Raw genomic sequence first — 25,153 nt, 5'->3', positions numbered from 1 at the left:
TAAGCGTGTGCTAAGTGGGAAAGGATGTGGAGTCGCAGAGACAACCAGGAGGTTGGCTTAGAAGCAGCCACCCTTGAAAGAGTGCGTAATAGCTCACTGGTCAAGTGATTCCGCGCCGACAATGTAGCGGGGCTCAAGCACACCGCCGAAGTCGTGTCATTGCGATATTACCCCCAACGGGGATCGTGATGGGTAGGGGAGCGTCGTGTGCCGGGTGAAGCAGCCGTGGAAGCGAGTTGTGGACGGTTCACGAGTGAGAATGCAGGCATGAGTAGCGATACAAGAGTGGGAAACTCTTGCGCCGATTGACTAAGGGTTCCTGGGTCAAGCTGATCTGCCCAGGGTAAGTCGGGACCTAAGGCGAGGCCGACAGGCGTAGTCGATGGACAACCGGTTGATATTCCGGTACCCGCTTTGAAACGCCCAATACTGAGCCCATTAATGCTAAGGCCGTGAAGCCGCCCTGATCTCTTCGGAGTTGAGGGGAGTGGTGGAGCCGCTGACCCAAGGTGGTAGTAGGTAAGTGATGGGGTGACGCAGGAAGGTAGTCCAGCCCGGGCGGTGGTTGTCCCGGGGTAAGGGTGTAGGCCGTGTGGTAGGCAAATCCGTCACACGTTAAGGCTGAGACCTGATGCCGAGCCGATTGTGGTGAAGTGGATGATCCTATGCTGTCGAGAAAAGCCTCTAGCGAGTTTCATGGCGGCCCGTACCCTAAACCGACTCAGGTGGTCAGGTAGAGAATACCGAGGCGTTCGGGTGAACTATGGTTAAGGAACTCGGCAAAATGCCCCCGTAACTTCGGGAGAAGGGGGGCCATTGCTGGTGAGGGGTCTTGCATCCTGAGCTGGTGGTGGCCGCAGAGACCAGCGAGAAGCGACTGTTTACTAAAAACACAGGTCCGTGCGAAGCCGTAAGGCGATGTATACGGACTGACGCCTGCCCGGTGCTGGAACGTTAAGGGGACCGGTTAGTCACATTTCGGTGTGGCGAAGCTGAGAACTTAAGCGCCAGTAAACGGCGGTGGTAACTATAACCATCCTAAGGTAGCGAAATTCCTTGTCGGGTAAGTTCCGACCTGCACGAATGGCGTAACGACTTCTCGACTGTCTCAACCATAGGCCCGGTGAAATTGCATTACGAGTAAAGATGCTCGTTTCGCGCAGCAGGACGGAAAGACCCCGGGACCTTTACTATAGCTTGATATTGGTGTTCGGTTCGGCTTGTGTAGGATAGGTGGGAGACTGTGAAGCATCAACGCCAGTTGGTGTGGAGTCATTGTTGAAATACCACTCTGGTCGTGCTGGATGTCTAACCTGGGTCCGTGATCCGGATCAGGGACAGTGTCTGGTGGGTAGTTTAACTGGGGCGGTTGCCTCCTAAAGGGTAACGGAGGCGCCCAAAGGTTCCCTCAGCCTGGTTGGCAATCAGGTGTTGAGTGTAAGTGCACAAGGGAGCTTGACTGTGAGACTGACGGGTCGAGCAGGTACGAAAGTAGGGACTAGTGATCCGGCGGTGGCTTGTGGAAGCGCCGTCGCTCAACGGATAAAAGGTACCCCGGGATAACAGGCTGATCTTCCCCAAGAGTCCATATCGACGGGATGGTTTGGCACCTCGATGTCGGCTCGTCGCATCCTGGGGCTGGAGTCGGTCCCAAGGGTTGGGCTGTTCGCCCATTAAAGCGGTACGCGAGCTGGGTTTAGAACGTCGTGAGACAGTTCGGTCCCTATCCGCTGTGCGCGTAGGAGTCTTGAGAAGGGCTGTCCCTAGTACGAGAGGACCGGGACGGACGAACCTCTGGTGTGCCAGTTGTTCTGCCAAGGGCATGGCTGGTTGGCTACGTTCGGAAAGGATAACCGCTGAAAGCATCTAAGCGGGAAGCCTGCTTCGAGATGAGGGCTCCCTCCCACTTGATGGGGTAAGGCTCCCAGTAGACGACTGGGTTGATAGGCCAGATATGGAAGCGCCGTAAGGTGTGGAGTTGACTGGTACTAATAGGCCGAGGGCTTGTCCTCAGTTGCTCGCGTCCACTGTGTAGGTTCTGAAGTAACGACTGTTGAGTCATGCTCCGGTTGGTTAACTTCATAGTGTTTCGGTGGTCATTGCGTTAGGGAAACGCCCGGTTACATTCCGAACCCGGAAGCTAAGCCTTTCAGCGCCGATGGTACTGCAGGGGGGACCCTGTGGGAGAGTAGGACGCCGCCGAACAATTCTTAGAGAGAGCCCCGCCGGGAACCACGTTCCCGGCGGGGCTCTTTCGCGTTTCCCGGTTCGGGGACCCGCGGCGCGGCGTGGCCGGCGCGGCAGGTAAGGTCAGGGGTATCGTTGGCACATTTCACCCAGGAGGCTTCCGAGTGGAGGTCCAGGAGACGCGGGTACAGACGGATCGCGTCCTCACCATCCCGAACATTCTGAGCATGGCGCGCCTCGTCGGCGTGCCGGTGTTCCTGTGGTTGATCCTGTGGCCGGAATTCGGCGGCCCGAACGCCGATCCCTGGGCGTTGCTGGTGCTCGCGCTGAGCGGCGTCAGCGATTATCTGGACGGGAAGCTCGCTCGGCGCTGGAACCAGATCAGCAGCCTCGGCCGGATCCTCGACCCGGCGGCCGACCGGCTGTACATCCTCTCCACCCTCGTCGGTCTGACATGGCGTGAGATCCTGCCGTTCTGGCTCACCGCGGCACTGTTGGCGCGGGAACTGATGCTGCTGATCGCGGTCGGATTCCTGGGGCGTCACGGGTATGGCCCTCCCCAGGTGAACTTTCTGGGCAAAGCGGCTACGTTCAACTTGATGTATGCCTTCCCGTTGCTCCTGCTGAGCGGCGGAAGCACCTGGCTTCACTCCCTCGCTACTATTTTCGGTTGGGCGTTCGCGGGATGGGGTACGGCGCTGTATTGGTGGGCAGGGATCCTCTACGTGGTCCAGGTCCGCCGGCTCATCAGGGCGGACGCCACGGCCGACTGAGCTCGTCGAACCGGCAGATTATGCCAAGGTCCGGTGCCCGAACGTGAGCACAGCAACAGTGGGCGACCTGGACAAGTGAAGTCGGCAAGACCGTTCGTCTCTTAGAGGAGGACGCTTCCGACATGAAGGCCGTTGTGATGGCGGGCGGCGAAGGCACTCGACTTCGCCCCATGACGTCGAGCATGCCGAAGCCGCTGCTGCCCGTGGCCAATAGGCCCATCATGGAGCATGTGCTGCGGCTGCTGAAACGGCATGGTCTCACCGAGACCGTCGTGACCGTGCAATTCCTTGCCTCGCTCGTCAAAAACTATTTCGGTGACGGGGAAGAGCTCGGAATGGAGCTCACATACGCCAACGAGGAAAAGCCGCTGGGCACCGCGGGGAGCGTGAAGAACGCGGAGGCGGCCCTCAAGGACGATGCTTTTCTCGTCATCTCGGGTGACGCTCTCACCGACTTCGATCTCTCCGATCTGATCCGCTTCCACAAGGAAAAGGGCGCTCTGGTCACCGTCTGCCTCACCAGGGTTCCCAATCCGCTGGAGTTCGGCATCACCATCGTCGACGAGGGCGGTCGGGTCGAGCGGTTCCTGGAAAAGCCCACCTGGGGCCAGGTCTTCTCGGACACCGTCAACACGGGCATCTACGTGATGGAGCCGGAGGTCTTCGACTACTTCGAGCCGGATGTTCCCGTGGACTGGTCCGGCGATGTCTTCCCGCAGCTCATGAAGGAAGGCAAGCCGATTTACGGTTATGTCGCCGAGGGCTACTGGGAGGATGTCGGCACCCACGAGAGCTATGTCAAGGCGCAGGCGGATGTGCTCGAAGGCAAGGTCGACGTCGAAATCGACGGCTTCGAGATCTCGCCGGGCGTATGGGTGGCCGAGGGTGCGGAGGTGCATCCCGATGCGACGCTGCGGGGGCCGCTGTACATCGGTGACTACGCCAAGGTCGAGGCCGGTGTGGAGATCCGTGAGCACACGGTCGTCGGCTCCAATGTCGTCGTCAAGAGCGGCGCCTTTCTGCACAAGGCCGTGGTCCACGACAACGTCTACGTCGGTCAGCACAGCAATCTGCGTGGCTGTGTGATCGGCAAGAACACCGACATCATGCGGGCCGCGCGGATCGAGGACGGCGCGGTCATCGGTGACGAGTGTCTGATCGGTGAGGAGTCGATCGTCCAGGGGAACGTGCGGGTCTATCCGTTCAAGACCATCGAGGCCGGCGCGTTCGTCAATACGTCGGTGATCTGGGAGTCCCGCGGCCAGGCGCATCTGTTCGGGGCGCGTGGGGTGTCCGGAATCCTGAACGTCGAGATCACTCCGGAGCTGGCGGTGCGGCTTGCGGGTGCGTATGCCACGACGCTCAAGAAGGGGTCGACCGTCACCACCGCCCGTGACCACTCCCGTGGTGCGCGGGCGCTCAAGCGCGCGGTGATCTCCGCGCTGCAGGCCAGCGCCATCGATGTCAGGGATCTCGAGAACGTTCCGCTTCCGGTCGCCCGTCAGCAGACCGCCCGGGGCAGCGCAGGCGGCATCATGGTCCGAACGACGCCGGGGGTGCCGGACTCCGTCGACATCATGTTCTTCGACGAGCGGGGCGCTGACCTGTCGCAGGCCGGGCAGCGCAAGCTCGACCGGGTCTACGCCCGTCAGGAGTACCGTCGCGCCTTCCCCGGCGAGATCGGTGATCTGCGTTTCCCGGCGAGCGTCTTCGACTCGTACACCGGATCCGTCCTGCGGGCCGTGGACACCACGGGTATCGCCGACTCCGGGCTCAAGGTCGTCGTGGATGCGTCCAACGGAAGCGCCGGTCTCGTGCTGCCCAGTCTGCTGGGACGGCTCGGCGTCGACTCGCTGACGATCAATCCCGGTCTCGACGAGTCGCGGCCGACCGAGACGGCCGAGGCCAAGCGCTCCGGCCTGGTGCGGCTCGGTGAGATCGTGGCGTCCGCGCGGGCGGCCTTCGGGGTGCGCTTCGACCCCGTGGGCGAGCGGCTGTCCCTGGTGGACGAGCGCGGCCGGATCATCGAGGACGACCGTGCGCTGCTGGTGATGCTGGATCTGGTGGCGGCCGAGCGGCGCAGTGGGCGGGTGGCGCTGCCGGTGACCACGACCCGGATCGCCGAGCAGGTGGCTGCGTATCACGGGACCCAGGTGGAGTGGACGACCACCTCGCCCGACGATCTGACCCGGGTGGGGCGGATGGAGGGCACGGTTTTCGGCGGTGACGGGCTGGGCGGGTTCATCATCCCCGAGTTCAGCAGCGTCTTCGACGGCGCGGCCGCGTTCGTCACGCTGATCGGCCTGGTGGCCCGTACGCAGCTCACGCTCAGCAAGATCGATGCGCGGATCCCCCGGGCGCATGTCCTGCGCCGCGATCTCGCCACGCCGTGGGCGGTCAAGGGGCTGGTCATGCGGCATGTGGTCGAGGCGGCTGGTGACCGGGAGGTGGACACCACCGACGGTGTGCGGGTCGTGGAGACCGACGGCCGCTGGGTGCTGGTGCTGCCCGACCCGGCCGAGGCGGTCACGCACCTGTGGGCGGAGGGGCCGGACGATGCCTCCGCCCAGCAGCTGCTGGACGAGTGGTCGGCCGTGGTGGACAGCGCCGGACGATGAACCCCGGCACACCGGCGTGCCCGCAATCGGGCACGCCGGTGGGGCCATTGGGAGACTGTCAGTGCGACGTGCGACGATGAGCGGTATGTCGCAGCAGCGCCCCGATCGGAGCACTCCCAGGAAGCCGGCCGCGCGCCCCGACGCGTCGATGTCGCTGCTGACCAATGTGATGGATCACAGCCTCGACGACGGGTATGCGGAGGCCGCGGCGCGCAAATCCGCCGCGGGCGTCAGCGGTCTGCCGCGCACTCTGCGCGCAAAGTTGGGCCTGGCCACTGGTCTCGTCCTGGCGGCCGTGGTGGTCACGGTCGGTGCCGCTCAGGCACGTATATCGGCACCGACGCTCGCGAAGGAACGCGAGGAGCTCATCCACCGCATCCAGAAGGGCACCAGCGCGGCGGACACACAGCAAAAACGGGTGGACGCGACCCGGGACGCGGTCAGCAGAATGCAGCACGAGGCGCTGAAGACGCATGGCGGCGACAAGGTCGATCTGCTGGCCTTGTTGTCCGGTTCGACCGAAGTGACCGGCCCTGGCGTGAAACTGGTGGTGGACGACGCCAAGGATGCGGAGTCCACCGGGGGCGGCCCGCGGGAGAGCAGTGGTTTCTCCGACACCGGGCGGGTACGGGACAGGGACATGCAACGCGTTGTCAACGGCCTGTGGGAGTCGGGTGCGGAGGCCGTCTCCGTCAATGGACAGCGGCTTACGTCACTCTCGGCGATCAGGGCCGCGGGAGACGCCATACTGGTCGACAACAAGCCACTGGTACCGCCTTATACGGTGCTGGCGGTGGGGGACGGGCAACGGCTGAGCACCGCGTTCCAGACCAGCGCCGACGGTCAGTACCTGCGGGTGCTGCAGGAGAACTACGGCGTGCGCACCAAGATTTCGGCCGAGGGCGAGCTCACGCTGCCGCCCGCGCCCAGTTTGACCGTACGTACCGCAAAGCCGCAGGCCGGTGCCGCCAAGGCGGACGGCGCCGACATAGGGAAGGGCACATCGTGATCGCCGTACTGGGCCTCATTGTGGGAGTCGTGGTCGGGCTTGTGGTCCGACCCGTGGTGCCGACGGTGGTCGAGCCCTACTTGCCGATTGCTGTCGTCGCGGCGCTGGATGCCGTGTTCGGCGGTCTGCGCGCGATGCTGGACGGCATCTTCGACGACAAGGTCTTCGTCGTCTCCTTCCTCTCCAACGTCGTGGTCGCCGCGCTGATCGTCTTCCTCGGCGACAAACTGGGCGTCGGCGCCCAACTCTCCACCGGAGTCGTCGTGGTGCTGGGTATCCGGATCTTCTCCAACGCGGCCGCGATCCGTCGGCACGTTTTCAGGGCGTGAGGTGGATGGCAGCCGACGAGACCCCCGGGCCGGAGAAGAAGACGCCCGAGCAGCACGAGCCGGAGCAGCACGAGCCGGAGCGGCGCAGGCCGGAGCCGCAGCAGGACCGCGGCCCTGCCGACCGGCGGCCGATGCCTCCCGAGAGCCGGTCAGCCCCCAAGGCCGCGGGGGAGGAAGCGGAAGGGCGCAAAACGGACGACACGCGGCAGACCGCCGATAAACCGGCAGATGCCGGTGATGCCGCCCCGGTGGCGGAAGATGGGGCTTCCGGAGAGCCGCAGACCGGCCGCCAGCGCCTCGTTGCGAGCCTGTGGCCGCCGCGGCTGACCCGGGCTCAACTGATCGTTGCTCTGCTCCTGTTCATTCTCGGTCTCGGCCTGGCGATTCAGGTACGTTCCACGAGTGACAGCAGTGCGTTGCGGGGTGCGCGCCAGGAGGATCTGGTGCGCATTCTGGATGAACTGGACAACCGCTCCCAGCGGCTGGCGGACGAGCAGCGGCGTCTGGAAGGGCAGAAGACCGAGCTGGAGAACAGTTCGGACCAGGCCGAGGAGGCCCGTAAGCAGACCGTGGAGAAGGAACAGCAGCTGGGCGTGCTGGCCGGGACCGTCGCGGCGCAGGGCCCCGGCATCACCCTGACCATCGACGACGCCTCCCACTCCGTCGAGGCGGACAAGCTGCTGGACACCATCCAGGAGCTGCGGGCGGCCGGTGCCGAGGCCATCCAGGTCAATAACGTACGGGTCGTCGCGAACACCTACCTCTCGGATGTGAGCGGCGGCGTGGGGATCGACGGAAAGCGGGTCACCCAGCCCTACCGTTTCAAGGTCATCGGTAAGCCCGAGGATCTGGAACCGGCGCTGAACATCCCCGGTGGGGTGGTTCAGACTTTGGAAAAGGAGCAGGCCAGGGTGTCTGTGACCCGACAAAGGAAGATCATTGTGGATGCCTTGCGAGAGGCGAAGCGGCCTGACTACGCTCGGTCGTCATCGCAGTGAGGGATTCACGTATGGCGATGGCCCGGGGAGGGCATGAGGTAGCGGGGGGTCGGCGCACCGTGAATGTGGTGTGTGGTGGAAACTGTCTGATGGCCACGGACGTTCACAGGATGTCCGGATCGGCCGGTGTGTGCATCGAGGGTTCGTCCTGCCCCACGGGCGGGTCTGTTTCGTTCAAGGGGAATCGCCCGTGAAGTTGTTTGGAAAGCTGTTCGGCAAGAGCGCACGCCAGGAAGGCGGCAGCGGCTCGGCGCGGCATCGTGCCGCGGGCCGGCCCGAGGAGGGTGGCGCCGAAGCGGACCGTCCGCTCTTCCGTGACGAGGTCAGCGGTCCGTCCGGGGGGCACGGCGCGGGTTCTGTTGACCCCTCCGGGGCCGCCCGCATAGGTTCCCAGGAACCATCGGCCTCAACCCCGGGTGGAGGTTCGGCTGTGCAGGTCTGTACGAGGTGTGGGCACCGGAGCGCCGAGGCGAGCCGGTTCTGCTCCAACTGTGGTGCGCCGCTGCGCGCGGGCGCACAGCCCGAGCGCGCGTCCGAGACGACGTCGACGATCTCCATCTCCGGCATCGAGGCCTATGACGCGGAGGCGACGGGCCAGACCCAGATGCCGTCCCTGTCGCCCGAGGCCCAGGCGGCGGTCGATGCCCTCCCGCTGGGTTCGGCGCTGCTGATCGTCCGCCGGGGACCGAACTCGGGCAGCCGCTTCCTGCTGGACGGCGAGCTGACCACGGCCGGCCGCCACCCGCAGGGCGACATCTTCCTGGACGACGTGACGGTCTCGCGCCGCCATGTGGAGTTCCGGCGCGGCTCCGACGGCCGTTTCACGGTCGCCGACGTCGGCAGCCTGAACGGCACGTACGTCAACCGCGAGCCGATCGACTCGGTCGTACTCTCCAACGGGGACGAGGTCCAGATCGGCAAGTTCCGGCTGGTCTTCTACGCGAGCCAGCGAGGCGCCGGAATCTGACCGGCCAGGGAAGGCATATGCGCCCCACACCGAAAGGCGGTGCCGGGTCCTCCGGCGCCGCCTCCTCGGACGGCAAACCGGTGAGCATCGGTACGGTGCTCACTTTGCTGCGCGAGGAATTCCCCGAGGTCACCATCTCCAAGATCCGCTTCCTGGAGGCCGAGGGGCTGGTCGAGCCGGAGCGCACGCCTTCCGGGTACCGCAAATTCACGCCCGCCGATGTCGAGCGGCTGGCCGGCGTGCTGCGGATGCAACGTGACCACTATCTTCCGCTGAAAGTCATCCGCGAGCATCTGGACGCCCTGGAGCGCGGTGAGCAGGTGCAGCTGCCGGCCCAGGCCACCGCGTCCCGGGATCTTGTTCCGGGGATGCGTGAGGCGGGCGAGGGGCATGCGCAGGCCGCCCGGATCGGCCGGGAGGAACTGCTGGCGGCCGCGGAGGCGGACGAGGCAGCGCTGGCCGACTGGGAGGCATACGGGCTGGTCGCGCCCGATGCCGACGGCAGCTACGGCAGCGAGGCCGTCACGGTCGCGAAACTCGTCGCCGAGCTGGGACGTTTTGGTCTCGAACCACGGCATCTGCGTGCCGTCAAGGCGGCCGCCGAGCGCGAGGCGGGCCTTGTCGAGCAGGTCGTGGCACCGCTGCGCCGGCACCGTAATCCGCAGACCAGAGCCCATGCGGAGGCCACCGCCAGGGAGCTGGCGACCCTGTCCGTACGCCTGCATGCGGCATGGGTCCAGACCGCGCTGAAGGTCCGCCTCCCGTGACCAAATGACTGCCCGACTACCCAAACCTGCCGGGCACGTCCTAGGGTTGCTGTGTGAACGAGCTCGACGTCGTGGGTGTCCGGGTGGAAATGCCTTCCAGCCAACCGATCGTGCTCCTGCGGGAGGTGGGAGGCGATCGTTACCTGCCCATCTGGATCGGGCCGGGGGAGGCCACCGCCATCGCCTTTGCCCAGCAGGGCATGGTCCCTGCCAGGCCGCTGACGCACGACCTTTTCAAGGATGTGCTGGAAGCGGTGGGCCAGGAGCTGACGCAGGTCCGCATCACGGATCTGCGCGAGGGAGTGTTCTACGCCGAACTGGTCTTCGCCAGCGGCGTCGAGGTCAGCGCGCGCCCGTCGGACGCCATAGCGCTGGCGCTGCGCACCGGTACGCCGATCTACGGCTCCGACGGTGTGCTGGACGACGCGGGCATCGCGATCCCGGACGAGCAGGAGGACGAGGTGGAGAAGTTCCGCGAGTTCCTCGATCAGATCTCGCCCGAGGACTTCGGCAGCAGCAGCCAGTGACCCGGCCGGCCCAAGCGTCTGATTCCGGCCAAACTCTTTAGCCGTTCCCCGCGCGAGGTCACGAGAAACCACTCGTAGGGTGATTATCACTCGGCGTGGCGAGCGCGGCGATCGTTGACGCACCCCCAGTGACTGCATACCGTCGATAAGGCAGGTCCCGTCCGGGACGTGGAGGACGGAGGGCGGCGTGGCAATCACCGGCGACGGTACGGCGGCGGAAGGGGCGTTGCCGCTCCACCCGAATGCAGCAGCGAACCGCGCACCGGCGCGGCCCGCCGCGGTGTCGGATGACCGCGCGGCGGAGAGCATCGGCTACCGGGGACCGACCGCGTGTGCGGCGGCGGGGATCACCTACCGGCAGCTGGACTACTGGGCGCGCACCGGTCTGGTGGAGCCGAGCATCCGCCCCGCCTACGGCTCCGGCACCCAGCGGCTTTACAACTTCCGGGACGTCGTCGTCCTGAAGATCGTCAAGCGGCTGCTGGACACCGGGGTGTCGTTGCAGAACATCCGCACCGCCGTCCAGCATCTGCGCTCGCGCGGGCTGGCCGATCTGACGCGGATGACGCTGATGAGCGACGGCGCCACGGTCTACGAGTGCACCTCGCCCGACCAGGTCGTCGATCTGCTCCAGGGCGGCCAGGGCGTCTTCGGGATCGCGGTGGGCGTGGTGCTGCGGGATGTGGAGGCCGCGCTGTCCGAGCTGCACGGCGAGCGGCTGGACACCGGCGAGACGCTGATCGGGGAGAACCCGCACGACGAACTCGCGCGTCGGCGCAACCGGGCGGGCTGAGTCCTCACACGGCTCCGCCGCGGCCCTCGGATCGGGTTCGGGCCGATTGTCAGTGGGGTGCGGGAGGATCGGTGGTGTGAGACCCGCGCCGACGATTCTGCATCTGGACATGGATGCCTTCTACGCCTCTGCCGAGCAGGCGGCGAAGCCGAGCCTGCGCGGGAAGCCGGTGATCGTCGGCGGGATCGGGCCGCGCGGAGTGGTCGCCACGGCGTCGTACGAGGCCCGAGTCTTCGGTGTCCGCTCGGCCATGCCGACCGCGCAGGCGCGCCGGCTGTGCCCCAACGCCGCCTACCTCAGTCCGCGCTTCGAGCTCTACCGCCAGGTCAGCGAGAAGGTGATGGAGCTGCTGCATGCGCTGTCGCCGCTGGTGGAGCCGCTGAGCCTGGACGAGGCGTTCGTGGACCTGGAGGCGGGCGGGGTGGCGCCCGAGGCGGGCGCCGTACGGGCCGTGGGGGAGCGGCTGCGGCGCGACATCCGTGAGGCCACGGGACTGACCGGCTCGGTGGGGCTGGCCGGGGCCAAGATGCTGGCGAAGATCGCGTCCGAGGCGGCGAAGCCGGACGGCCTGGTGGTGATCGAGCCCGGTACGGAGCGGGAGTTGCTGGGGCCGATGCCGGTGCGGACGCTGCCCGGGGTGGGGCCGGCGACGGCCGAGGCGCTGCGCCGGGCCGGAATCCACACCGTCGCGGAGACCGCGGAGGCCGGGGAGGACGAGCTGGTGCGGCTCCTGGGGAAGGCACACGGCGCCGGGCTGTACGCGATGGCGCTGGGCCGGGACGACCGCCCGGTGGTGGCCGAGCGGGATGCCAAGTCGATCTCGGTCGAGGACACCTTCGAGGTCGATCTCACCGACCGGACCCGGGTGCGGACCGAGCTGATGCGGCTGGCCGAGCGGTGTGTGCAGCGGCTGCGGGCGGCCGGGCGGTCCGGGCGCACGGTGGTGATCAAGGTCCGTAACTACGACTTCTCGACGTTGACCAGGTCGGAGACGCTGCGCGGGCCCACGGACGACCCCGCGGTCGTGCGGGAGGCCGTGGCACGTCTCCTGGAGACGGTGGACACCACGGGCGGGGTGCGGCTGCTGGGGGTGGGAGTGAGCGGGCTGGCCGACTTCACCCAGGAGGATCTCTTCGCGCAGCTGGCGACGGAGCAGGAGGCGCAGGAGAGCGCCCGGGTGGCGGCGGAGCCGGCGGGGGCGGAGGGGGGCGAGCCGGAGCCGGAGGAGGAGCCGCCGCGCCGCTGGTCACCGGGGCTCGATGTGGTGCACGACGATTACGGCACCGGATGGGTGCAGGGCAGCGGGGTGGGCAGAGTGACCGTACGTTTCGAGCAGCCGTGGTCCGCACCGGGGAGGGTGCGGACCTTTGCGGTCGATGACCCGGCGCTGCGGCCAGGGGAGCCGTTGCCGCTGGTGGGCGGGGGACCCGGGGCCGGTCAGTCCTCCGATCCGGCGACGTGGCCGAAGTCCTTGTCGCCCGGGGACGGGGCGGAGCCGGAGTCGGGGGAGGAGATATCCAGCCGGTAGTGGTGGTAGAGCTGGAGTTCCTGCTCGGGGGAGAGATGGCGGCCGACCCCGAAATCCGGGGCGTCCTTGATCAGCTTGCGGTCGTAGGGGATCTGCAGCCCTTCCTCGACCAGCTCGCTGGGTTCCAGGGGGACGAACGCATCCCGGCTGAAAAGGCCGGTGCGCACGGCCGCCCATTCGGGTTCGCCGGTCGCGTCATCGAGATAGACCTCATCAATGGTGCCGATCTTGGTGCCGTTCCTGTCGAACGCTTTGCGGCCGATCAGGCTCCGGGGATCGATATCGGTGTGCACGGCCCCTCCTTGTGGTCGCAACGGCCCTGTGCACCTACCAAACGGCACATTTCCCGCCCCGGCCACTCGAAGGTTCGCCCGACAGGTGCGCTGGTAGGCTGGCGAATGGCCGCTGACCCCATGCGGGAGAGTCCCTTGCCGTTCGCGGCGGGGGCGCCGAAGGAGCAACTCCTCCCCGGAATCTCTCAGGCATCCGTACCGCATGGACGAGGTCACTCTGGAAAGCAGGGCGGGCCGCGGAAGGCACCAGCGCCGGGACCCCTCCTCACCGACGGTGAAAGCCGGGCCGCCTCCTGCGGGCCGGTGAAGCTCTCAGGTTGAGATGACAGAGGGGGAGGCCGTCCGGGCACCAGCGCCGTGGTGCCCCTCGTAGGTCGTATGACCAGGAGGCCCCCGCAGATGACCACCAATCGCATCTCCTTGACCGAGCTGGAGCGCGGTATCCCCTTCGAGCACCGGCACGTCGGCCCCGACCACGAGGCGCAGGCCAAGATGCTCGCGCAGGTCGGCTTCGGTTCGCTGGACGAGCTCACCGACACCGCCGTCCCCGACGTGATCAAGAGCGCGGAGGCCCTCGGCCTGCCGCAGGGCCGTACCGAGGCCGAGGTCCTCAAGGAGCTGCAGGGCCTCGCCGAGCGCAACCAGGTCCTGTCCTCCATGATCGGCCTGGGCTACTACGGCACCTTCACCCCGCCGGTGATCCTGCGCAACGTGATGGAGAACCCGGCCTGGTACACCGCGTACACGCCCTACCAGCCCGAGATCTCCCAGGGGCGCCTGGAGGCGCTGCTGAACTTCCAGACCACGGTCGCCGACCTGACCGGGCTGCCCACCTCGGGTGCCTCCCTGCTGGACGAGGGCACCGCCGCCGCCGAGGCGATGGCGCTCTCCCGCCGGGTCGGCAAGGTCAAGCAGGGCGTCTTCCTGGTCGACGCCGACTGTCTGCCGCAGACCATCGCGGTGATTCAGACCCGCGCCGAGCCGACCGGCGTCGAGGTCGTCGTCGCGGACCTGTCCGACGGCATCCCCGCCGAGATCGCCGAGCGCGGCGTCTTCGGCCTGCTGCTCCAGTACCCGGGTGCCTCCGGCGCGGTGCGTGACCCGCGCGCCGTCATAGCGCAGGCGCAGGAGCTGGGCGCGGTCGTCACCGTCGCCGCCGATCTGCTCGCCCTGACGCTGCTGACCTCGCCCGGCGAGCTCGGCGCGGACATCGCGGTGGGTACCACCCAGCGTTTCGGCGTCCCGATGGGCTTCGGCGGGCCGCACGCGGGCTTCATGGCCGTACGCGAGAAGTTCGCCCGCAGCCTGCCCGGCCGTCTGGTGGGCGTCTCCGTCGACGCCGACGGCAACAAGGCCTACCGCCTCGCGCTCCAGACCCGTGAGCAGCACATCCGTCGCGAGAAGGCCACCAGCAACATCTGCACCGCGCAGGTGCTGCTCGCCGTCATGGCCGGAATGTACGCGGTTTACCACGGCCCCGAGGGCCTGCGGACCATCGCCCGGCGCACCCACCGCTACGCCGCGATCCTGGCCGAGGGCCTGCGCGCGGGCGGCGTGGAGATCGTCCACGGCACGTACTTCGACACGCTCACCGCACGGGTGCCCGGCCGGGCCGCCGAGGTCGTCGCCGCGGCCCGCGAGGCCGGTGTCAACCTCCGCCAGGTCGACGCCGACCTGGTCGGCATCGCCTGCGACGAGACCACCGGACGCGCACAGCTGACCGGGGTCTGGGGCGCCTTCGGGGTGGACGCCGACATCGAGCAGCTGGATGCCGCCGCTGCCGAAACGTTGCCGCAGGAGCTGCTGCGCGGTGACGACTACCTGACCCACCCGGTCTTCCACCAGCACCGCTCCGAGACCGCGATGCTGCGCTACCTGCGCAGCCTGGCGGACAAGGACTACGCGCTGGACCGCGGCATGATCCCCCTCGGCTCCTGCACGATGAAGCTGAACGCCACCACCGAGATGGAGCCGGTCACCTGGCCCGCGTTCGGTCAGCTGCACCCCTTCGCGCCCGCCGACCAGGCCCAGGGCTACCTCACGCTCATCCAGGAGCTGGAGGAGCGGCTGGCTGCCGTCACCGGCTACGACAAGGTCTCCATCCAGCCGAACGCCGGATCGCAGGGCGAGCTGGCCGGTCTGCTGGCCGTCCGCGCCTACCACCGTGCCAACGGTGACGAGCAGCGCACCGTCTGCCTGATCCCGTCCTCGGCACACGGCACCAACGCCGCCAGCGCCGTCATGGCCGGGATGAAGGTCGTCGTCGTCAAGACCGGCGAGGACGGCGAGGTGGACGCCGACGATCTGCACGCCAAGATCGACAAGCACCGCGACGAGCTCGCGGTCCTGATGGTCACCTACCCCTCCACACACGGCGTCTTCGAGGAGCACATCACCCAGATCTGCGCGGCGGTGCACGACGCCGGCGGCCAGGTCTACGTCGACGGCGCCAACCTCAACGCGCTGGTCGGCCTCGCCGAGCCCGGCAAGTTCGGCGGCGATGTCTCGCACCTGAACCTGCACAAGACCTTCTGCATCCCGCACGGCGGCGGCGGCCCCGGTGTCGGCCCGGTCGCCGTACGCGCCCACCTGGCGCCGTATCTGCCCAACCACCCGCTCCAGCCCACCGCTGGCCCCGAGACGGGCGTCGGGCCGATCTCCGCGGCTCCCTGGGGCTCCGCCGGGATACTCCCGATCTCCTGGGCGTATGTGCGCCTGATGGGCGGCGAGGGCCTCAAGCGCGCCACCCAGGTCGCGGTCCTGAGCGCCAACTACATCGCCAAGCGCCTGGAGCCGCACTACCCGGTGCTCTACACCGGCCCCGGCGGCCTGGTGGCGCACGAGTGCATCATCGACGTCCGGCCGCTTACCAAGGCGACCGGCGTGAGCATCGACGATGTCGCCAAGCGACTGATCGACTACGGCTTCCACGCGCCGACGATGTCCTTCCCGGTGGCCGGCACGCTGATGATCGAGCCCACCGAGAGCGAGGACCTCGACGAGCTGGACCGGTTCTGCGACGCGATGATCGCCATCCGCGCGGAGATCGAGAAGGTCGGCTCGGGGGAGTGGGACAAGGACGACAACCCGCTGCGCAACGCCCCGCACACCGCGGCCGCGCTCGCCGGCACGTGGGAGCACCACTACACCCGCGAGGAGGCCGTCTTCCCGGCCGGTGTCGTGGCGGCGGAGAAGTACTGGCCGCCGGTGCGCCGGATCGACGGCGCCTTCGGTGACCGCAACCTCGTCTGCTCCTGCCCGCCGCTGGACGAGTACGAGGGCTGATCACCACCGGTCCCTCCGGACAACATCAAGGGCCCTCGGCGCACTCGCCGGGGGCCCTGTTGTACTGCCAGGCGCCGGAGGTCAGGCCACGCTGGCGACGGCCTGCGGCCGGTGCGGGGCGATGACCTGCCCGTCGGGCAGCAGCTCACCGGTGTCCTCGAAGAGCAGGACGCCGTTGCACAGCAGGCTCCAGCCCTGCTCGGGGTGGTGCGCCACGGGATGCGCGGCTTCCCGGTCGCTGGAGTCCGCGGACGGGCAAGGAGGTTGGTGCTGACACATGGAAGTTGTCTTTCGCTGCGGTGTGAACGTCGTAGTGCGGCTCGATGAGATGGCCATGGCCGCTCCCCCGTTTCCCTCGGTTGCTCCCAGTGTTGCCCCACGGAAGGGTTTCCGCAGGGATTTCGCAGCAGTTGTGCGCACTGGATAAGGACGCATCACCCGTGCGGGCGGTTCAAATGCATTCGTACCCAAGGGGGTTGGGGTCCTCAAGGGGGTCGGGAGGTGTTTTCGCGCCGCCGGGTGCCCTTGACAGAGGCAGACGGACGCAGCCGAGCGCCCCGCGGCCACAAGGGAGCGCGGGGCGCCGGGGGTGGGCTACGGCGTACGCCCTCAGGCGGCCGGGGAGTCGAGCAGCGGGCCGGGCGGGGTGAGGCGGAGGGTGAGCCGGGGCAGGAGATCGGCGACCCGGTGGGGGCGGTGCGGGGCGATCCCTGGTGGGGCGGGCGCCAGCGGCACCAGCAGATCACCGGGGGCGGGCAGGCCGTCGGTGCCGTCCGAGGCGGTGTCGTGGTGCAGCCACAGGGTGACCATGTACAGCTCCGGTACGGACAGCAGCCGCGGCTGGTACGGCGCGGCCAGCGCTTCGGCCTGGTGGAGCGCCTGTTCCGTGGCGGCGACATAGGGGCCGCCGCAGAAGTGGGCGAACGTCCAGCCGTCGGCGGTGAGCCGCGCCTCGGCGGCGGCCACCGCACGCTCCCCGCTGCGCACCAGGAAACGCCAGCCGGCCAGCCGGGTGCGCGGCGGGCCGCTCGCGCCGCGGACGTCCTTCCACACGTGGACCGGCAAGGGGTGATCGGGGGCGAGCGGGCCGTGCGCGGAGCGCAGGGCGGCGGGGGCCTCGCGGAGGGCGGTGGGCGAGCCGAGGGCGGTGAGAACGCTGCGCAGGGCGGGCGCAGGGGCAGGGGGGAGATGCAGCGGCATGGTGGGTCGCCTCTCACTTCGGAGACACGGTGAAGCCGGGCAGGTGCGGACGGCGCTGTCAGCATGCGGGGCCAGAGCATGGCCGACCGGAGCGGCGGCCCGGTGGGGCGGCGCCGCAGTGCTCCGGCGCCGGCGGGTACGCGACGGCACCGGGCGCCAACTCTCTGCCTCGTGTGCGGAGTTTATCTGACGTATGTTCTGAAAATGTTTCGGCTACTTGTCTTGACGATTTCCTGCAAGGGGGAATCCGGACCCTTTTGCGAGCCCCTTTGCAGGGCGATTTTCGCCGCTTTGTACGGGCCATTGCAGGGGCCACCTCGTATTTCCTGGCGGAGGTGGTAGGCCGGATCTCATCGGTGATTTTCACAAGAGAAATGCGGATGGCGATCGCCGTCGAGATATGCCCGGGGAATGTGCCGCGTTGCTCCCCGCGCCCGTTCCTGTCCGCAGGCCGACTTCCGTTCGGCCGATCCGTCGCTTCGAGCCTATCGGGAGCGTCACACCGCTGAGGCGTTATCGATCAGATTGCCGGGGCATCATCGACCGTAGCGCATGCCCCGGTGGTGTCGGGGACGGCCTAACCGGCCCGTGGCCGCGGGCCGTTCGCTCGATCGAGAAGGGACCCTTCGATGGGGGAGAAGGTCGCCGCGGACGGGATCGACCTGGCCGACCGGGAGCGTTATCGAAGAAAGCTGCACGAGTGTCTCGCCGGATTGCGCACCCTCCTGGCGGAGAAGCGGTTCGACCGGCCCAAGAATCTCATCGGCCTGGAGATCGAGCTGAATCTCGCGGGCTCGGACGGGCTGCCGAGAATGCTGAACTCCCAGGTGCTGGAACGCATCGCCAGCCGCGATTTCCAGACCGAACTCGCACGGTGCAATCTCGAGGTCAACATCGCCCCGCACCGATTGGCCGGCCGCGTCCTGGACCAGCTCGCCGAGGAACTTCGTACGGGCCTTGCCTACGCCGACCGAAAAGCCCGCGAGGTCGCCGCCCGGATAGTGATGATCGGCATCCTGCCGACCCTGGCCGCCACCGACCTCACGGCCGCCAATCTCTCCGCCATCGACCGCTATGTGCTGCTCAACGACCAGATGCGGGCGGCTCGCGGTGAGGACTTCGCGATCGACATACAGGGCGTGGAGCATCTGGTCTCCCGTTCCGCCTCGATAGCGCCGGAGGCCGCCTGTACGTCCGTCCAGCTGCACCTCCAGGTCACCCCGGGGCGCTTCGCCGCCGTCTGGAACGCCGCGCAGGCCATCGCCGCCGTGCAGATCGCCGTCGGCGCCAACTCGCCCTTCCTCTTCGGCCGCGAGCTGTGGCGCGAATCGCGGCCGCCGGTCTTCCAGCAGTCCACCGACACCCGGGCACCCGAACTCCAGGCCCAAGGAGTGCGCCCGCGCACCTGGTTCGGGGAACGCTGGGTGGATTCCGCCTACGACCTCTTCGAGGAGAACCTGCGGTACTTCCCGCCGCTGTTGCCGATCTGCGGGCCCCAGGATCCGCTGCGCACGCTCGGCGAGGGCGGAGTGCCCGACCTCGCCGAACTGGTGCTGCACAACGGCACTGTCTACCGCTGGAACCGCCCCGTCTACGCCGTCGCCGACGGCAAGGCGCACCTGAGGGTGGAGAACCGCGTCCTGCCCGCCGGTCCCACCGTCGCCGACGTCATCGCCAACACGGCCTTCTACTACGGCCTGGTGCGGGCGCTGGCCGAGGAGCCCCGCCCCATCTGGACCCGTCTGCCGTTCGCCGCCGCGGCCGCCAATTTCGACACCGCCTGCCGCTACGGCATCGACGCCGACCTCCACTGGCCCCGCCCCGGTCGCGGCGGCGGCATCGCCGAGATCCCCGCCGTACGGCTCGTCCGCCGGGAACTGCTGCCCCTGGCGGCGGCCGGCCTGGACGCCTGGGGCGTCGAACCGGCCGACCGGGACTTGTATCTGGGCATCATCGAGGACCGCTGCGCCCGCCGCGTCAACGGCGCGTCCTGGCAGGCCGCGGCCTTCCATCACGCCCTGCGCCAGGGGCTGGACCGCGACGCCGCACTGACCGCGATGACCCGCCGCTACAGCGAGCTGATGCACGCCGGAGACCCCGTGCACACCTGGCCGGTCGCGTGGCCGGTGGGTGCGCCTTCGGACGCACCGGGGTTGCGGCACGTGGTGGAGAGCGCGTAACGCGTTCGGCGAGGCGCCGCCCGGAGGGTGGCGAGGGCGGACCCCGGTGGCCCGCGGTACGGACGGATCGGGCAAGCTGTGACGTCCTGTTGCGGTGACGCCGCCGTCTGATGCGGTAACGCCTCCGCGCGGTGCTTGGACCCGCGGGCCCGGAGCCGGTCGACTGCGTGGACGAGTCCCCCGGCCTGTCGCGCGCTCTTCGCCACCGGTGCCGAGACCCTGGCGGGACGGTGATGGCGAAGAGACGGCAGTGCGGAAGTGGAGGAAGCGTGGAGCCGGAGACACGTCCTGTGGCCGATGCGGACGTTCCAGGGCACGGGCCCGGTGCGGGGAACGGTACGGGGACCGCGGAGGGGCCCTGCCGGAGCGTCCTGAGGAGCGAGACGCTGCTCGTACTGGCGCTGTCGCTGGGGGCCAGCGCGCTGTCGGCGCTGATCAGTTTCATCGGCTCGGTGACCAAGTCCGGTGCCCTCAAGCACCAGGCGGCCACGCTCAACGCCTCGCAGGCACCCGGGCGGCCCTGGCTGGATCTGGCGTGGCAGCTGTTCGGCATCGCGACCGCCCTGGTGCCCGTCGCCCTGGTGGCGCACTTTCTGCTGCGGGAACGGGCGGGCGGACTGCGCGCCATCGGGTTCGACCGGCGGCGGCCCGGCTTCGATCTGAGCCGTGGCGTCGCCTTGGCCGCGGTCATCGGCGGCAGCGGGCTGCTGCTCTACCTGGGCGCGCGGGCGGCTGGGGTCAACCTCACGGTGGTGCCCGAGGCGCTGCCCGAGGTGTGGTGGAAGATCCCGGTGCTGATCGCCTCCGCGGTGCAGAACGCCGTCCTGGAAGAGGTCGTCGTCGTCGGCTATCTGCTGCGCCGGCTGGGCCAGTTGGGCTGGGCCCCGATGGCGGCGCTCGCCGCGAGCGCGGTGCTGCGCGGCTCGTACCACCTCTACCAGGGCATCGGCGGTTTCTTCGGCAACATGGTGATGGGCGTGATCTTCGTTCTGCTCTACCGGCGCTGGGGCCGGGTCGGGCCGCTGGTCGCCGCCCATGCCCTCATCGACATCGTGGCGTTCCTCGGCTATGCGCTGCTCGCGGGCCGGGTGGGGTGGCTGCCGACGGCCTGAGGGGCGAGCGGGCGGCGCGGGACGCCATGTGAGGGGCTGCCGTGTGAACGGTCCGCGCCGTCCGCCGGTTCGGCCGTCCGCGGGTTTCAGTCGGCGAGCAGTTCGCCGTCGATGACGGTGACCGCGCCCCCGGTCAGCAGCGTCCGGTCCCCGCGCAGCTCGGTCCGTACGAATCCGGTACGGGGCCCGCCCTGCAATCCGACCAGCGCCTCGCGGCCCAGGCGCGCCGACCAGAACGGGGCGAGTGCGGTGTGGGCGCTCCCCGTCACCGGGTCCTCGTCGATACCCAGCCCCGGGAAGAAGCAGCGCGAGCGGAAGTCGTAGCCGCCGTCGGGGTCTTCGGCGCGTGCGGTGGCGATCACGCCCCGGCCGCCGTGCCCCGCCAGCGCCTTGAGGTCCGGCGCCAGCATCTCTACGGCCTTCTCGTCGGCCAGCTCGATCAGCAGATCGCCGACGTGCGGGCCGGTGTCGTACGCCGAGCGGATCTCGGCGCCCAGTGCATCTGCGACGACGGGCGGCACCGCCACCTCGGTCAGCGGTGCCGTCGGGAAGTCCATGGTGATCGACCCCTCGTCCCCGGTGGTCGTGATCAGTACTCCGCTGCGGGTACGGAAGCGCACCGTGCCGCTCGCCGTCCCAGTGGTGTGCAGGACATGCGCGGTGGCCAGGGTGGCGTGCCCGCACATGTCCACCTCTGCGGCCGGGGTGAACCAGCGCAGCGCCCAGTCGGCGTCGCCACCCGTGGGCAGCCGATGCGCATACGCGGTCTCGGAGAGGTTGACCTCGGCCGCGACCCGCTGGAGCCAGGCGTCGTCGGGGAAGGCGTCGGAGTCGAGGAGCACGACTCCTGCGGGGTTGCCGGCGAACGGACGCGCACTGAAGGCGTCGACGATACGAATCCTCATGGCCGCGAGCGTAGAGGTGCCACAAAACCGCAGGCCAAGGCCAATCCCGGGAAATTGGCCCCGGATCGGGTGCGCGGTGTGGCGCGAGCTGGCGGGAGGGCGCCGCGGCGGTCACCGAAAAGGGGGTTGTTCGGCGAGTGTTCTCGATATATCGTTGAAGCATCGCGATCGGTCAACGATGGATGGCGATACAGAAGTGCCGTGGGTGCACCACGGCGCTGTGAGAACACAGTGATACGAGCAGAAAGGCACCACCATGCGTGGACAGGGACATCACCACGGCGGCCCGCACGAGCACGGGCACGAGCAGCGTCATGAGCGCGGCGGCCCCGGGCGCCGGGGCGGCTGGGGAGAGTTCGTCGGCGGCTTCGAGCGGGGGCGCCCCGCGTTCGGCGGCTTCGGGCCGCCTTTCGGGGGGCCGCCCTTCGGCGGTCGGGGTCGCGGCGGCGGACCGCGCGGCCGAGCGCGGCGCGGCGATGTGCGCGCCTCGATACTGGCGCTCCTCAAGGACCGGCCGATGCACGGCTACGAAATGATCCAGGAGATCGCCGAGCGCAGTGGTGGGGCGTGGAAGCCCAGCCCCGGCTCGGTCTACCCCACCCTCCAACTCCTGGAGGACGAGGGGCTGATCACCAACGCCAGCGAGGGCGGCAAGAAGCTCTTCTCGCTGACCGAGGCCGGCCGCGCCGAGGCCGAGAGCGGTTCGGACGCCCCCTGGGAGGACGCCGGACGGGGCGTCGACTGGGAGGCGATGAACGAGATACGCAAGGCGGGCGGCGGTCTGGTCGAGGCGTTCCGCCAGGTGTGGGCCACCGGCAGTCCCGAGCAGCGGGAGAAGGCCATGGCGGTGGTCAACAAGGCCCGCAAGGAGCTGTATCTGATCCTCGCCGAGGAGGACTGATCCTCGACGGGGAGGACAGGACTGAGCGGGGTCGCGGGGAGCGGGGGCAGAGGTACGGGGCGCGCCCGGTGCGGCGCGCCCCGCCTCAGCCCACCAGTTCTGCGAGCTTGCGCAGCGACTCGTTGAGCGCCGCGCTCGCCGAGTCCTTGAGCTTGCCGGCCATCAGGGAGACCGCGGCCCCGGTGAACGCCCCGTCGATCCGGACCGTCGTCGCCCCGCCGTCCGGCGTCAGCTGATAGCGCATCCCCAGGCTGACACCCATCGGGCCCTTGCCGCTGATGTCCAGGAGGCGGCCGGGCTCGACCTCCCGCACGGTCCAGCCGACCTCGGCCGGGAAGCCCATCAGCTTCATGTTCTCCGCGTAGCCCGCGCCCACTTCGAGCGCCGCGGGGCCGCCCTGGGGGAAGTCGGTGTGGGTGGCGTTCCACTGTCCGTACGACTCGAAGTCGGTCAGCCGGTCCCAGATCTTCTCGGCCGGTGCCTCGATCCGGGCCTGAGCGGTGACATCGGCCATACGACCACCCCTTCGGTGCCTGTCCCTGGCTGGTGCCGCGGAACGTAGCCGCAGGGAGGCGAAGGTTCAAGAGCGGCGGGCCTCAAAGCTGATGCACCATCAGGATCCTGCGGAGGTGCCGCCCGAGAAAGGGCGGACGGCAACCGGGCCGGCGAAAAGCGGGCTGGCGAAAAGCGGACGGAAGGCAGGCGGGGCCAGCGGCGTTCCGGTGGGGAGTGATGGGGTGCGGGTTTCGGCCACCCGCCGGCCTTCGCCTCGCCTCGTTCTTATCTCCTCCCTAAGGAGGAGATACGGTGCGGTCGTCCCCAACCAGCGTGGGATGCGCAAATGCTTCCCAGCGGGGATGTTCCGGGCCGCAGGGACTGGTGGGGTGGGTCTGTGCAAAACCGTACTGCGTATAGTGGCGGCGACGGCCCCGCCAAGGTGGACCTCGACACCCAGCTCACCGCGGAGCTGGCGTCCGTCGTCTCCGCCGCCCGCAGGAGGGCCACCCGCGACGGCGACCGCCAGGTCGACACCGCGCATCTGCTGCACGGCCTCCTGGAGTGGGACCCCGCGGTACGCGACGCCTTCGACGGCGGCCCCCAGATCGCCCGGCTGCTCGGGTATCTCGTCCAGCGCAGCATCGGCTACGGACTCCAGTGGCACGGCACCGTCGAGGACTCCGGCGCGGTCCCCCTGGTCACCGAGGCAGGCGTCCCCGGATGGTCACCGGCCGCGGCCGCCGCCCTGGACGGTGCCCTCGACCGCGCCCACGCCCGCTATGCCACCCGCGCCAGCTGTCTCGATCTGCTCGCCGCCCTGGTGGACGACCCCGAGTCCCGGGCCGTCGAGGTGCTGCGCCGCGCCTCCGTCGACACCGGCAGGCTCGCCGCACGCCTGGACCGGTGCGGCCCCGGCGCGAGCTGACCACGTCCGGCCAGGAGTGACAGGGGTCTCGGCGGCGGAGCTGCTGACGACGGCTGTCATCATGGCCGAATGCATACGTCTTCGGGGAGCCCCGCCGGCCCGGCTGCCGGTACGGGCCCAGCAGCATCAGGGTCCACGGGGACCGCACGGACGTCACCGGCCGTCCCGGCGAACGGTGCGCGCGGGAGCGGTGCGGGCATCGGCATCGCGCTGCTGTCCGCGCTGGCGTTCGGCGGTTCCGGCGTCGCCGCCAAGCCCCTGATCGAGGCCGGTCTCGCACCGCTGCACGTCACCTGGCTGCGGGTCGCCGGTGCCGCACTGGTCCTGCTGCCGCTGACCTGGCGCCACCGCGGTCTGCTGCGCCGTCGTCCCGCCCTGCTCGTGGGCTACGGCCTGCTCGCCGTGGGCGGCGTCCAGGCCTGCTACTTCGCGGCGATATCCCGGATTCCCGTCGGCGTCGCGCTGCTGATCGAATACCTCGCGCCCGCCCTCGTGCTGGGCTGGGTGCGCTTCGTCCAGAAACGGCCGGTCACCCGGGCGGCGGCCGTCGGCGTCGTGCTGGCCGTCGGCGGACTCGCCTGTGTCGTCGAGGTGTGGTCCGGGCTGAGCTTCGATGCCGTCGGGCTGGCCCTGGCACTGGGGGCGGCCTGCTGCCAGGTGGGCTACTTCGTGCTGTCCGACCACGGCAGCGACGGCGAGGAAGCCGTGGACCCGCTCGGTGTGATCGCCTACGGACTGCTGATCGGCGCCGTGATCCTCACCGTGATCGCCCGGCCCTGGACCCTGCACTGGGAGGTGCTCGGCGGCAGCGCCGAGATGAACGGCACCCGCGTCCCGGCTCTGTTGCTCCTCGGCTGGATCGTGCTGATCGCCACGGTGGCCGCGTATCTCACCGGGGTGGTCTCCATACGGCTGCTCTCGCCCCAGGTGGCCGGCGTGGTGGCCTGCCTGGAGGCGGTGATCGCGACCGTACTGGCCTGGGTGCTGCTCGGCGAGCATCTCTCCCTGCCGCAGATCATCGGCGGTGTGGTGGTCCTGGTGGGCGCCTTTGTCGCGCAGTCGGCGAAGCCGAAGGAACCGGCCACCGCGCGGACGGATCCGGCGTCGGATGGGGAGGGCAGGGCAGCGGTCGTGACATCGGGTGTGCTGTCGGCCGGGGAAGACTTGTCGGTCAAGTCGAGCGCGACGTAGGGTGCCGATCATGCGTTTGACTGTGCTGCCCCCTCCCGCCGCGTAAGGCGGGCGGCGGCCTCCGAGAAATCCCCGGCCAGGGCGTGGCCCCGGGCCGGCTGGCGCTGCCTGCAACACGGGACCATGCGACCATTCCGCGGCGCAGTGCGCCGTGCCGGATTTCCCGG

The 25,153-nt window shown here is 68.7% G+C and carries 21 protein-coding genes, 2 rRNA genes and 1 riboswitch (1 of these 24 only partly in view); of the genes, 18 read left to right on the top strand and 5 right to left on the bottom strand.

Annotated elements, in window-relative coordinates; translation table 11 throughout:
* The 12 genes from B1H19_RS07720 to B1H19_RS07665 form a co-directional block, all read left to right on the top strand.
* A 23S ribosomal RNA gene (locus tag B1H19_RS07720) occupies window positions 1-2,012 on the top strand; it begins 1,108 nt to the left of the window's first position.
* A gap of 76 nt (window positions 2,013-2,088) precedes the next feature.
* Window positions 2,089-2,205, top strand: a 5S ribosomal RNA gene (rrf, locus tag B1H19_RS07715).
* A gap of 146 nt (window positions 2,206-2,351) precedes the next feature.
* Window positions 2,352-2,960 carry a CDP-alcohol phosphatidyltransferase family protein gene (locus B1H19_RS07710; protein WP_083103875.1) on the top strand — a complete coding sequence of 203 codons (609 nt, stop codon included), beginning with the start codon at window positions 2,352-2,354 and terminating at the stop codon, window positions 2,958-2,960.
* Window positions 2,961-3,082: 122 nt separating this feature from the next.
* Window positions 3,083-5,578 carry a mannose-1-phosphate guanyltransferase gene (locus B1H19_RS07705; protein ID WP_083103874.1) on the top strand — a complete coding sequence of 832 codons (2,496 nt, stop codon included), beginning with the start codon at window positions 3,083-3,085 and terminating at the stop codon, window positions 5,576-5,578.
* A gap of 85 nt (window positions 5,579-5,663) precedes the next feature.
* Window positions 5,664-6,587, top strand: coding sequence for a DUF881 domain-containing protein (locus B1H19_RS07700; RefSeq protein ID WP_083103873.1), 924 nt, complete (start codon window positions 5,664-5,666; stop codon window positions 6,585-6,587).
* On the top strand, window positions 6,584-6,916 hold the full coding sequence (locus tag B1H19_RS07695) for a small basic family protein (protein WP_003984969.1): 333 nt from the start codon (window positions 6,584-6,586) through the stop codon (window positions 6,914-6,916). Before B1H19_RS07700 ends, B1H19_RS07695 begins: the two co-directional genes overlap by 4 nt.
* Before the next feature lie 131 nt (window positions 6,917-7,047).
* A complete protein-coding gene (locus B1H19_RS07690; protein WP_083109480.1) occupies window positions 7,048-7,914 on the top strand; it encodes a DUF881 domain-containing protein in 867 nt (288 codons plus the stop codon).
* 118 nt (window positions 7,915-8,032) lie between these two features.
* Window positions 8,033-8,881 carry an FHA domain-containing protein gene (locus B1H19_RS39680; RefSeq protein WP_237289774.1) on the top strand — a complete coding sequence of 283 codons (849 nt, stop codon included), beginning with the start codon at window positions 8,033-8,035 and terminating at the stop codon, window positions 8,879-8,881.
* A 17-nt stretch (window positions 8,882-8,898) separates the two neighbouring features.
* Entirely contained in the window at window positions 8,899-9,648 is a 750-nt protein-coding gene (gene ftsR, locus B1H19_RS07680; RefSeq protein ID WP_083103871.1) for a transcriptional regulator FtsR, read from the top strand.
* A 53-nt stretch (window positions 9,649-9,701) separates the two neighbouring features.
* Entirely contained in the window at window positions 9,702-10,175 is a 474-nt protein-coding gene (locus B1H19_RS07675; protein WP_083103870.1) for a bifunctional nuclease family protein, read from the top strand.
* Window positions 10,176-10,362: 187 nt separating this feature from the next.
* Window positions 10,363-10,968 carry a MerR family transcriptional regulator gene (locus B1H19_RS07670; RefSeq protein ID WP_083103869.1) on the top strand — a complete coding sequence of 202 codons (606 nt, stop codon included), beginning with the start codon at window positions 10,363-10,365 and terminating at the stop codon, window positions 10,966-10,968.
* Between the two features lie 76 nt (window positions 10,969-11,044).
* Window positions 11,045-12,496: a DNA polymerase IV gene (locus B1H19_RS07665; protein ID WP_083103868.1), complete on the top strand. Its 1,452-nt coding sequence runs from the start codon at window positions 11,045-11,047 to the stop codon at window positions 12,494-12,496.
* Here B1H19_RS07665 and B1H19_RS07660 read toward each other — a convergent pair.
* The gene (locus B1H19_RS07660) at window positions 12,406-12,789 is read right to left on the bottom strand and encodes a PRC-barrel domain-containing protein (protein WP_083103867.1); all 384 of its coding nucleotides are present in this window, start codon (window positions 12,787-12,789) and stop codon (window positions 12,406-12,408) included. The genes B1H19_RS07665 and B1H19_RS07660 overlap by 91 nt on opposite strands.
* Window positions 12,790-12,902: 113 nt before the next feature.
* A riboswitch (glycine riboswitch) is annotated at window positions 12,903-13,000 on the top strand.
* Between the two features lie 188 nt (window positions 13,001-13,188).
* On the opposite strand from B1H19_RS07660, the gene gcvP reads away from it, so the two are divergent.
* On the top strand, window positions 13,189-16,074 hold the full coding sequence (gcvP, locus tag B1H19_RS07655; RefSeq protein WP_083103866.1) for an aminomethyl-transferring glycine dehydrogenase: 2,886 nt from the start codon (window positions 13,189-13,191) through the stop codon (window positions 16,072-16,074).
* Window positions 16,075-16,155: 81 nt separating this feature from the next.
* Here the strand turns inward: gcvP and B1H19_RS07650 are convergent, their stop codons facing one another.
* Window positions 16,156-16,353: a DUF5999 family protein gene (locus tag B1H19_RS07650; RefSeq protein WP_030072501.1), complete on the bottom strand. Its 198-nt coding sequence runs from the start codon at window positions 16,351-16,353 to the stop codon at window positions 16,156-16,158.
* A 330-nt stretch (window positions 16,354-16,683) separates the two neighbouring features.
* Complete coding sequence (locus tag B1H19_RS07645; protein WP_083103865.1) at window positions 16,684-17,274, bottom strand: hypothetical protein; 591 nt, start codon at window positions 17,272-17,274, stop codon at window positions 16,684-16,686.
* 629 nt (window positions 17,275-17,903) lie between these two features.
* Between B1H19_RS07645 and B1H19_RS07640 the strand changes: the two genes are divergently transcribed.
* Window positions 17,904-19,454, top strand: a complete 1,551-nt coding sequence (locus B1H19_RS07640; RefSeq protein ID WP_083103864.1) for a glutamate-cysteine ligase family protein — start codon at window positions 17,904-17,906, stop codon at window positions 19,452-19,454.
* Window positions 19,455-19,687: 233 nt separating this feature from the next.
* Window positions 19,688-20,566: a CPBP family intramembrane glutamic endopeptidase gene (locus B1H19_RS07635; RefSeq protein WP_418361430.1), complete on the top strand. Its 879-nt coding sequence runs from the start codon at window positions 19,688-19,690 to the stop codon at window positions 20,564-20,566.
* A gap of 86 nt (window positions 20,567-20,652) precedes the next feature.
* Here B1H19_RS07635 and B1H19_RS07630 read toward each other — a convergent pair whose 3' ends face one another.
* Window positions 20,653-21,471, bottom strand: coding sequence for a PhzF family phenazine biosynthesis protein (locus B1H19_RS07630; protein ID WP_083103862.1), 819 nt, complete (start codon window positions 21,469-21,471; stop codon window positions 20,653-20,655).
* A gap of 256 nt (window positions 21,472-21,727) precedes the next feature.
* Between B1H19_RS07630 and B1H19_RS07625 the strand changes: the two genes are divergently transcribed.
* Window positions 21,728-22,372: a PadR family transcriptional regulator gene (locus B1H19_RS07625; RefSeq protein WP_083103861.1), complete on the top strand. Its 645-nt coding sequence runs from the start codon at window positions 21,728-21,730 to the stop codon at window positions 22,370-22,372.
* 85 nt (window positions 22,373-22,457) lie between these two features.
* On the opposite strand, the gene B1H19_RS07620 is transcribed toward B1H19_RS07625, so the two are convergent.
* Window positions 22,458-22,886 (bottom strand): type II toxin-antitoxin system Rv0910 family toxin, encoded by a 429-nt coding sequence (locus tag B1H19_RS07620; protein ID WP_083103860.1) that lies wholly within the window; start codon window positions 22,884-22,886, stop codon window positions 22,458-22,460.
* Between the two features lie 378 nt (window positions 22,887-23,264).
* On the opposite strand from B1H19_RS07620, the gene B1H19_RS07615 reads away from it, so the two are divergent.
* Complete coding sequence (locus tag B1H19_RS07615; RefSeq protein WP_083103859.1) at window positions 23,265-23,795, top strand: Clp protease N-terminal domain-containing protein; 531 nt, start codon at window positions 23,265-23,267, stop codon at window positions 23,793-23,795.
* Window positions 23,796-23,864: 69 nt separating this feature from the next.
* On the top strand, window positions 23,865-24,986 hold the full coding sequence (locus tag B1H19_RS07610) for an EamA family transporter (RefSeq protein WP_083103858.1): 1,122 nt from the start codon (window positions 23,865-23,867) through the stop codon (window positions 24,984-24,986).
* Window positions 24,987-25,153 lie beyond the last annotated feature (167 nt).

The sequence above is a fragment of the Streptomyces gilvosporeus genome, from assembly GCF_002082195.1.
GTDB lineage: Bacteria > Actinomycetota > Actinomycetes > Streptomycetales > Streptomycetaceae > Streptomyces > Streptomyces gilvosporeus.
This window is presented reverse-complemented; position numbering and strand designations above follow the sequence as displayed.